The following is an 8108-nucleotide window of genomic DNA, read 5'->3' as shown; positions in this document are numbered from 1 at the left end:
CCTCTAAAGTTTTTCTGGTTCTCTTTGTTCACAAAGAGAACAGTACCCTCCTGATAAGGCGCAAATAAACGAACGATATAAAAACATGCAACATATGAAACCGGAAGAAATCGACTGGAACAACCTCAAATTCGGGTACACACGCACCCCGGTGAACGTGCGCTGCTATGCACGCGACGGGCAGTGGGGCGAAATCGAAGAACATACCGAAGAGACCGTCACGATGCACATGGCGGCGACAGCTTTCCACTACGGGCAGACCGCTTTCGAGGGGCTGAAGGCTTTCCGATGCCCGGACGGGAAGGTGCGGATTTTCAGAATGGACGAGAACGCACGGCGAATGCAGAGCTCGGCGGAGTACCTGCGAATGGATGTGCCGAGCGTCGAGCTGTTCTGCGAGATGGTCACCCGGGTGGTGACGTTGAACAAGGAGTATATTCCGCCGTACGAATCGGGCGGGTCGCTCTATATCCGACCGGTGATCGTCGGGTCGGGGCCGCAGCTGGGGGTGAAGCCGGCGAACGAAACCCTGCTGCTGATGTTCGTGAGCCCGGTGGGGCCGTACTACAGCGGGGGGATGAAGGGGATCAGCGCGATTATCGACCGCACGCACGACCGGGCGGCGCCGTTCGGAACGGGACATACCAAAGCGGGGGGAAACTATGGAGCGAGCCTCACTTCGGCACTCGAAGGGCATGAAAAGGGGTATGACAGCGTGTTGTATCTCGACCCGGCGCAACATCGCTACATCGACGAGTGCGGGGCGGCGAACTTCTTCGGAATCCGGGTCGACGCTACCGGAAGGGCGCATTACATTACGCCGGCGTCGCACTCGATTCTGCCTTCGATTACGAACAAGAGCCTGCGCCAGATCGCAGCGGATTTCGGCATGGAGGTCGAAGCGCGGCATGTGGAACTCGACGAACTGAACACGTTCAGCGAAGCGGGCTGCTGCGGGACGGCGGCGGTGATTACGCCGGTCTCGACGATTTTCGACCCGGCGGACGGCAAAACCTATCGCTTCGGCGAAGGGGTGGGGCCGTGGAGCAAAAAGCTGTACGACGCATTGGTGGCGATCCAGCACGGAGAAGCAGAGGATCGGCACGGGTGGAATACGGTGCTGGAGCTGTAAACAACTGTTCCGCACCATAGAAAGCGCGAGGGTCGGTTCCATTCATGGTGGAGCCGACCCTCTTTTGTATGCGACTGTATGGATGCCCCCGCCCCGGGCTTCCGCGACGCGGGTAACAATGGACAGTCAGGCAATCTGATGAACGTCGGCCTCGGCGGTTACAGCTGGTCTTCGACGGTCAGCGGTACCAGTGGCATGAACTTGAATTGCGACGTGGCGTGGCTCAGTCCCAGCAGCGCGTACTACCGCGCCCACGGTCTTCAGTTGCGTTGCCTCTCGGAATAAACGGTGCGTGTCGCACTCACAAATGGCCGGGTCTACCCTAACAGGCAACCTCTACCCACCCACAGATTGGGCTGACACAGCCGCAGAAATGCGAAGCATTTCCCGTCCACGGGACGTGGGGCCCGCCCGGCCCGAGGGCAGTCGATGCTCGACCGCGCGCCCGCCCCGCTTAAAGAGGAATTTCACTCGTTTTGCGACAAGCAAAACCGAGATAAAATTCCTGCGGGCGACTCAAAAACGCATTAACAAGCCCGCGCGCCACGCCTTAACGGGGGAATCGTCAAAATGCACCTGTGCGTTTTGACAAGATTTCCCATGGCGCGCGGATAGAGAATTGGGCTGAGTTGAAAAGTAGAAATACGAAAGCATTTCCCGTCCACGGAACGTGGGGCCTGCCCGGCCCGAGGGCAGTTCTATCCGGGGCAAAGCTCGACCGCGCGCCACGCTTCAATTGGGAAATCGTCAAAATGTGCCAGCACGTTTTGACTGGATTTCCCAAGGCGCGCGGAAAACAAGACCGAAACCCTGCGACCCGCAGGGTCGCGCGGACCGGACGCTTCCCCCTCGGGAGGGACGCACAGCGTCTTTTACTGGCAGCCTCTACCCTATAACATTACCTCCCGGGTGCCGGCCCGCCACAACCTCACCCAACCCACAGCCAACAGCTCAGTCCGATGCTCCGCCCCATTCGGCACCCGGGAGAGCCTATGCAATAGAGGCTGCCGGTAAAAGACGCAGAGCGTCCGCCACCGTCAGAAAATCCCAGAATGTACGTATCGCCTACGAAACAGGTTTAGAATTCCGCATTCTTCGGCGTCCGCGGGAACGGAATCACATCCCGGATGTTGGTCATCCCGGTCACGAAGAGCACCAGACGCTCGAATCCCAACCCGAAGCCGCTGTGCGGCGCGCTCCCGAAACGACGAGTATCCAGATACCACTGCATCGACTCGGTCGGCACCCCCATCTCCTCCATCCGGGCCACTAACTTGCCGTAGTCGGCCTCACGCTCCGAACCACCGATGATCTCGCCGATCTTCGGGAACAACACGTCCATCCCCCGAACCGTCCGTCCGTCCTCGTTCTGCTTCATATAGAAGGCCTTGATCTCTTTCGGATAGTCGGTCATAATCACCGGCCGTCTGAAGTGCTGTTCCACGAGGTAGCGTTCATGCTCGGCCGCCAAGTCCGCCCCCCAGAAGACCGGAAACTCGAATTTCACCCCTTTCTTATCCCGCGCCTCTTCCAGAATTTTGACCCCCTCGGTGTAGGTGAGCCGCACGAAGTCGTTGGCGGTCACGAACCGCAGCCGTTCGGTCAGCTCCTTGTCGTACATCTTTTCGAGGAAGGCGAGGTCGTCGGCGCAATGCTCCAGCGCGTAGTTCACCAGATACTTGATGAAGTCTTCGGCCAGGTTCATGTTGTCTTCGATCTCGTAGAAGGCCATCTCGGGCTCTACCATCCAAAACTCGGCCAGGTGCCGGGGGGTATTGGAGTTCTCGGCCCGGAAGGTCGGCCCGAAAGTATAGATCTGTCCGAGGGCCATCGCCGCCAGCTCGCCTTCGAGCTGCCCGGAGACGGTCAGGTTGGTCGGACGGCCGAAGAAGTCTTCGTTGAAGTCGGTCTCGCCCGGAGCCAGTGTGGTCACGCGGAACATCGCGCCCGCTCCTTCGGCATCGGAGGCGGTGATCAGGGGCGAGTTCCAATAGTAGAAGCCCCGGTCGTTGAAATATTTGTGGATGGCATAAGCCATGGCGTGACGGATCCGGAACACGGCGCCGAAGGTATTGGTCCGCGGCCGCAGATGGGCGATCTCGCGCAGGAATTCGAGGGTGTGCCCCTTCTTCTGCAACGGATAGCTGTCGGGGGCAGCCGTCCCGTAGATTTCGATCTGCCGGGCCTGGATCTCGACGGGCTGCCCCGAGGCGGGCGAGTCGACAAGCGTGCCGGTCACTTTCAGACAAGCGCCGGTGGTGATCTCCTTGAGCAACGCCTCGTCGAAGGCGGCGGTGTCGGCCACGACTTGTATATTATGAATAGTCGAGCCGTCGTTCAGGGCGATGAAGGCGACGTTCTTGTTTCCGCGCTTGGTGCGCACCCACCCTTTGGCCACGACTTCGACGTTCCGCTCGCCGGAGGCGAGCAACTCTGCTATTCTCATGGTTCGATACTGTATGGTTTAGACTTCCGTGTGAAAGGCGAAGATATGCAAAATTTCCGTATCTTCGTCAGGCGTCGGGCGGGTTTCGGACGACGGCGCGATCGAACCATATGCAATTCAAGGACATTATCGGACAGGAAGAGGTCAAACGCCGCCTGCGCGAGACGGTGCGGCAGGGGCGGATCAGCCATGCCATGCTCTTTACGGGAGCCGAGGGGACGGGGGCGCTGCCGCTGGCGCTGGCTTACGCCCAGTATGTGAACTGCCGCAACCGGACGGAGGAGGATTCGTGCGGCGTTTGTCCGGAGTGCTACCGCATGCAGCGGCTGGAGCATCCGGACTGCCACTATATCTACCCGGTGAATGCGTCGAAGGAGGCGGTGGCGACGGGGCGGGCGGACGAAAAGCCGAGGAGCGAGCAGTTCGTGCACCTCTGGCGGCAGCTGATTCCGGAGACGGGGGGCTATCTGACGGAGCAGGAGTGGTATGCGCGGCTGGGGATCGAAAACCAGCAGGGGATCATCAACAAGACGGACGCGAACGAGCTGGTGCGGCAGATGGGGTTCAAGGCGTTCGAGGGGGGATACAAGACGGTAATCGTCTGGCTGCCGGAACGGCTGCACGAGACGGCGGCCAATACGCTGCTGAAGCTGGTGGAGGAGCCGCCGGAACGGACGCTCTTTCTGTTCGTGAGCGTCGAACCGGAGAAGATCATCGCGACGATCCGGTCTCGGACGCAGGCGGTGGCGCTGGCGGGGGTACCGGACGAGCTGATCGCCCGGGAGCTGGTGGCCCGCCGGGGAATCGCGGAGGAACGGGCGGTACAGGCGGCACACTTAGCGCAGGGAAGCTGGGGAAAAGCGGTACGGCTGGCGGCAGAGGGTGCAGGCGGAGGAGCGGCAGAACATGGGGAGCGGTTTATCCGGCTGATGCGGCTGTGTTACCAGCAGAAGTACCTGGATCTGTTCGGCTGGGCGGAGGAGATGGCGCCGCTGGGGAGGGAGGTGCAGAAACAGTTCTGCATAGCGGGACTGGGACTCTTGCGGTCGTGCTACCTGACGGGGATCGGTCTCCGGGAGCTGGCCTATACGGATCCGGTTCAGGAGCGGTTCTGTCACAATTTCGCGCCGTATGTCTCGCATGCGACGGTGGAGGAGTTCGTGCGGGAGTTCGAGCTGCTGCTGGCGCAGATTCGCCAGAATGGCAATGCGCGCATCCTCTTCACGCATTTCGCGATGAGCATCTGCAAAATCATCGGCACGGCGCGGGCGGCGCTCAAATGAATCGCTCAAGGCGAGCGAACGAAGAACAATACAAAGATTTGAACTGCCCCAACCATCTGCCCACCGCGGGCACGCGGGGCCTGCCCGGCCTGAGGGCAGTTCCGTCCGGTTCAAAGCTCTCCCGCGCGCCACGCCTAAGGAGGTGATTCAACTGTTTCGGCGATGAGCCGAAACAGAATGAATCGCTCGGCGCGCGAATCGCGGCGGAGCGACAGCGGAGCCGCAGTGAGTCAAACACAGAGCCGAGAATGAGCAGTGCGATTCCGAGAGGAATCGCCAGCCTCAGTCTTGAGGTAGAGGCTGCTATTTCGGGGTGCCCGAAGGCACCGGCGCGAGGGGGGCGCGCCGAAGACGAACGGGCAGAGGTTTGGATGGTGAGTTGGGCTGAACTTTTGCGGTTCGTAGAACCGCGCGGGCCGAAGCCTCCCCCCGCGGAGGCCCGCAACTAACGTTGCATTTGGGCCCCGCAGGCTTCAACCCGCTTGGTAAGCGAATCGCGTGGCTGGGGCGTCCGGCCCGCGCGGCTCTTCGAGCCGCTGGGTTTCGACCTTGTTTTTGTTCGCGGGTCTTGTTCGCGCGCCTTGGGAAATCCTGTTCAAAGCGTTTCGCGCTTTGAACGATTTCCCTTTTAAGGCGTGGCGCGCGGTGGTTTGAGGGTACTGCCCTTACGCCGGGCGGGCGGTGCGTGCCGCACTCCCAATTGGCTAGGGCGGCCCAAATCTTCGCAGCGTTCTCTGTTCGAGCGCCTTGGGAAATCTTGTCAAAACACGCAAGCGAGTTTTGACGATTTCCCTTTTAAGGCGTCGGCGCGCGGTCGAGCTTTGAGCCGGACGGAACTGCCCTGCGCGGGCGGCGGCCGGGTGACCCCGGCGGGACGGAGCGATACTACGTATCGCTTTGGTTTATTGCACTCCATTTTTCGTCCGCATGCCCGCAGTGGGCAAATAGCTGGGGCAGCCCAACCCTTTGCTCATTCCTTATTCGCGCACACCGACACAAATGCAGCGCTGCGGCAACCCCGGCCGAACCTCCCGAGAAAACAACACTGAAACATCCTGAATATGAAAGGAATATACGCAATCTTACTTTTAGTCGTCTCCAACTCCTTCATGACACTCGCCTGGTACGGACAACTCCGGTTCCGGTTCTTCCAGGGACTGCCGCTCTGGGGGATCGTCTGTGTGAGCTGGTGCATCGCGCTGGTCGAATATTCGTTCATGATTCCGGCCAACCGCATCGGATTCCAGGGAATGGGAGGGCCGTTCAGCCTGCTGCAGCTCCGCGTCATTCAGGAGGTCATCAGCCTGGTGGTCTTCGCCCTTTTCACCACCCTCTTCTTCAAAAACGAAGCGCTCAGGCTCAACCACCTCTTCGGTGCGATGTTTCTGGTGCTGGCGGTCTACTTTATGTTCAAGAAGTGAGGCGGGACGGACGGAAAAAGATTATATTTGTAGCCGAACTCATTTCAAAACAAGAGAATACCATGATGAAACAGATACTCGCCATTATGGCTGCCGGATTGTTGGCCGGATGTTCGGGCAACGGGGTGACGATCCGCGGCGAAATCGCGGCCGGAGGAGCTGACCGGACGATCGTCGTCGAACGGATCGTGCCGGCAGGAGCGCGGTTCGTCGACTCGATACGGACGGATCGGCAGGGGAAATTCAACCTCTTTCTGGAACAGACTTCGAAAACGCCGGAGTTCTACTCGCTGCGGATTGCGGGCGGGGGCAGTATCCCGCTGCTGACGGAGGCGGCGGAAAAAATCGTACTACGGATTGCGGACAGTACGGGTGCGGCGTATGAGGTGACGGGGTCGGAAGGGTCGGTACTGGTGCAGCAGGCGAACGACATCCTGCGGGAGGAAAATCCGATCGCACGCAAGCAGGCGGCGGCGATATTCATCTCGCAGCATACGGGCTCGATGGCGGCGATCGTGCCGCTGTACCAGATTGCGGCGGACGGGTCGTTCCTCTTCACGGACGATGCGACGGATGTGGTCTACTTCCGGATGGTGAGCGATTCGCTGAATGCGCGGTATCCGGGCTCGCCGTATGCGCAGGCGCTGGCGGCGGATGTCCGGAGTTTCGACAATGTCGCGACGGCGGGGCGGATGGTCGAAGCGAATCTGGACAATGTGGTCTCGTTTCCGGATCTGGACATGCCGGACGTGCTGGGGAAACGGCGGAAGCTGTCGGAGCTGACGGGAAAGGTCATCCTGCTTTCATTCACGGCGTCGAACCTGCCGGAGCTCAAAATCCTCAACCGGGAGCTGGCGGAGGTATATGAAAAGTATGCGCCGCAGGGGTTCGAGGTCTATCAGGTGTCGCTGGACGCCAACAAGGCGCAGTGGATCGGGAGTGTGGCAGAACAGCGGCTGCCGTGGATTTCGGTGTGCGACTTGCAGGGAGGCGACTCGCCGGCGGTGAGGCTCTATAATGTCCGGAAAATCCCGGCTAACTTTCTGATCGACCGCGAGGGGAATATCGTCGGTCAGAATCTGCCCTCTTCGGAGATCGAGGGGGTGGTCAAGGGGCTGCTGTAATCTGACTTCTCTTATTTGCAGCTCATATATTTGGCTCAGCCGGCAGGAATATAGATTCCTGCCGGTTTTTTCTTGCCGGCTTCGAACGATTGCCACCCGGCGCCGCCCCGGGCAACCGAGGCGGTGGCGAAGGCGCGTTATGGAGTGTTGGCCACAACGGGTTCAGTTGGTCTTCGACGGTCGGCAGCACCAATGGCATGAACTTGTATTTTAGCGTAACGTACCTTAATCCCGGCAGTGCAGGCAGCCGCGCCTACGGGTTTCAGTTGCGTTGCCTCTCGGAATAAACGGGGCGTGCCGCACTCACAATTGCCAGACTCTACTTATCCGTCGAACCGAGAGCTGGGCTGACCCGGCCAATTGCCCACCGCGGGCACGCGGGGCCTGACCGGCCCGAGGGCAGTTCCGTCCGGCTCGAAGCTTGACAGTCGCCCGCACGCCTAAAAGGACATATTCTGTTGGTTGGCATCCAGCCAACCAACGAGAATTGCCGCGGGCGACTGAAAAAGTGCCAAAATCGCGCGCCACGCCTTAAGAGGGAAATCGTCAAAACTCGCTTGCGTGTTTTGACTGGATTTCCCAAGGCGCGCGGAAAGTAAACATAGCCATAAATATCGACCAAAGCCCTGCGGCTCACAGAGCCGCGCGGGCCGGTAATTCCAGCCACCAGCTATTCACTTACCAAGCGGGTTGAAGCCTGCG

General features: G+C 60.0%; 6 protein-coding genes. 5 read left to right on the top strand and 1 reads right to left on the bottom strand.

Features of this window, described 5'->3' with window-relative positions; all coding sequences use genetic code 11:
• Window positions 1–85: 85 nt before the first annotated feature.
• Together QZ292_RS08445 and QZ292_RS08440 are read left to right on the top strand one after the other, a co-directional pair.
• Window positions 86–1132, top strand: coding sequence for a branched-chain amino acid aminotransferase (locus QZ292_RS08445; protein WP_294600522.1), 1047 nt, complete (start codon window positions 86–88; stop codon window positions 1130–1132).
• 138 nt (window positions 1133–1270) lie between these two features.
• The gene (locus QZ292_RS08440; RefSeq protein WP_294600520.1) at window positions 1271–1417 is read left to right on the top strand and encodes a hypothetical protein; all 147 of its coding nucleotides are present in this window, start codon (window positions 1271–1273) and stop codon (window positions 1415–1417) included.
• Between the two features lie 793 nt (window positions 1418–2210).
• On the opposite strand, the gene asnS is transcribed toward QZ292_RS08440, so the two are convergent.
• Window positions 2211–3578, bottom strand: coding sequence for an asparagine--tRNA ligase (gene asnS, locus QZ292_RS08435; protein WP_294600518.1), 1368 nt, complete (start codon window positions 3576–3578; stop codon window positions 2211–2213).
• A gap of 110 nt (window positions 3579–3688) precedes the next feature.
• Between asnS and QZ292_RS08430 the strand changes: the two genes are divergently transcribed.
• From QZ292_RS08430 to QZ292_RS08420, 3 genes are all read left to right on the top strand, one after another.
• On the top strand, window positions 3689–4861 hold the full coding sequence (locus QZ292_RS08430) for a DNA polymerase III subunit delta (protein ID WP_294600515.1): 1173 nt from the start codon (window positions 3689–3691) through the stop codon (window positions 4859–4861).
• 1061 nt (window positions 4862–5922) lie between these two features.
• Window positions 5923–6282, top strand: a complete 360-nt coding sequence (locus tag QZ292_RS08425; RefSeq protein ID WP_294600513.1) for a DMT family protein — start codon at window positions 5923–5925, stop codon at window positions 6280–6282.
• Between the two features lie 62 nt (window positions 6283–6344).
• A complete protein-coding gene (locus QZ292_RS08420) occupies window positions 6345–7406 on the top strand; it encodes a TlpA disulfide reductase family protein (protein ID WP_294600511.1) in 1062 nt (353 codons plus the stop codon).
• Window positions 7407–8108: the final 702 nt, after the last annotated feature.

Origin of the sequence: uncultured Rikenella sp. (assembly GCF_910577125.1) — a bacterium.
Taxonomy (GTDB): Bacteria; Bacteroidota; Bacteroidia; order Bacteroidales; family Rikenellaceae; genus Rikenella.
The sequence above is the reverse complement of the archived record's forward strand: the minus strand, read 5'-3'. Positions and strand labels throughout refer to the sequence as shown.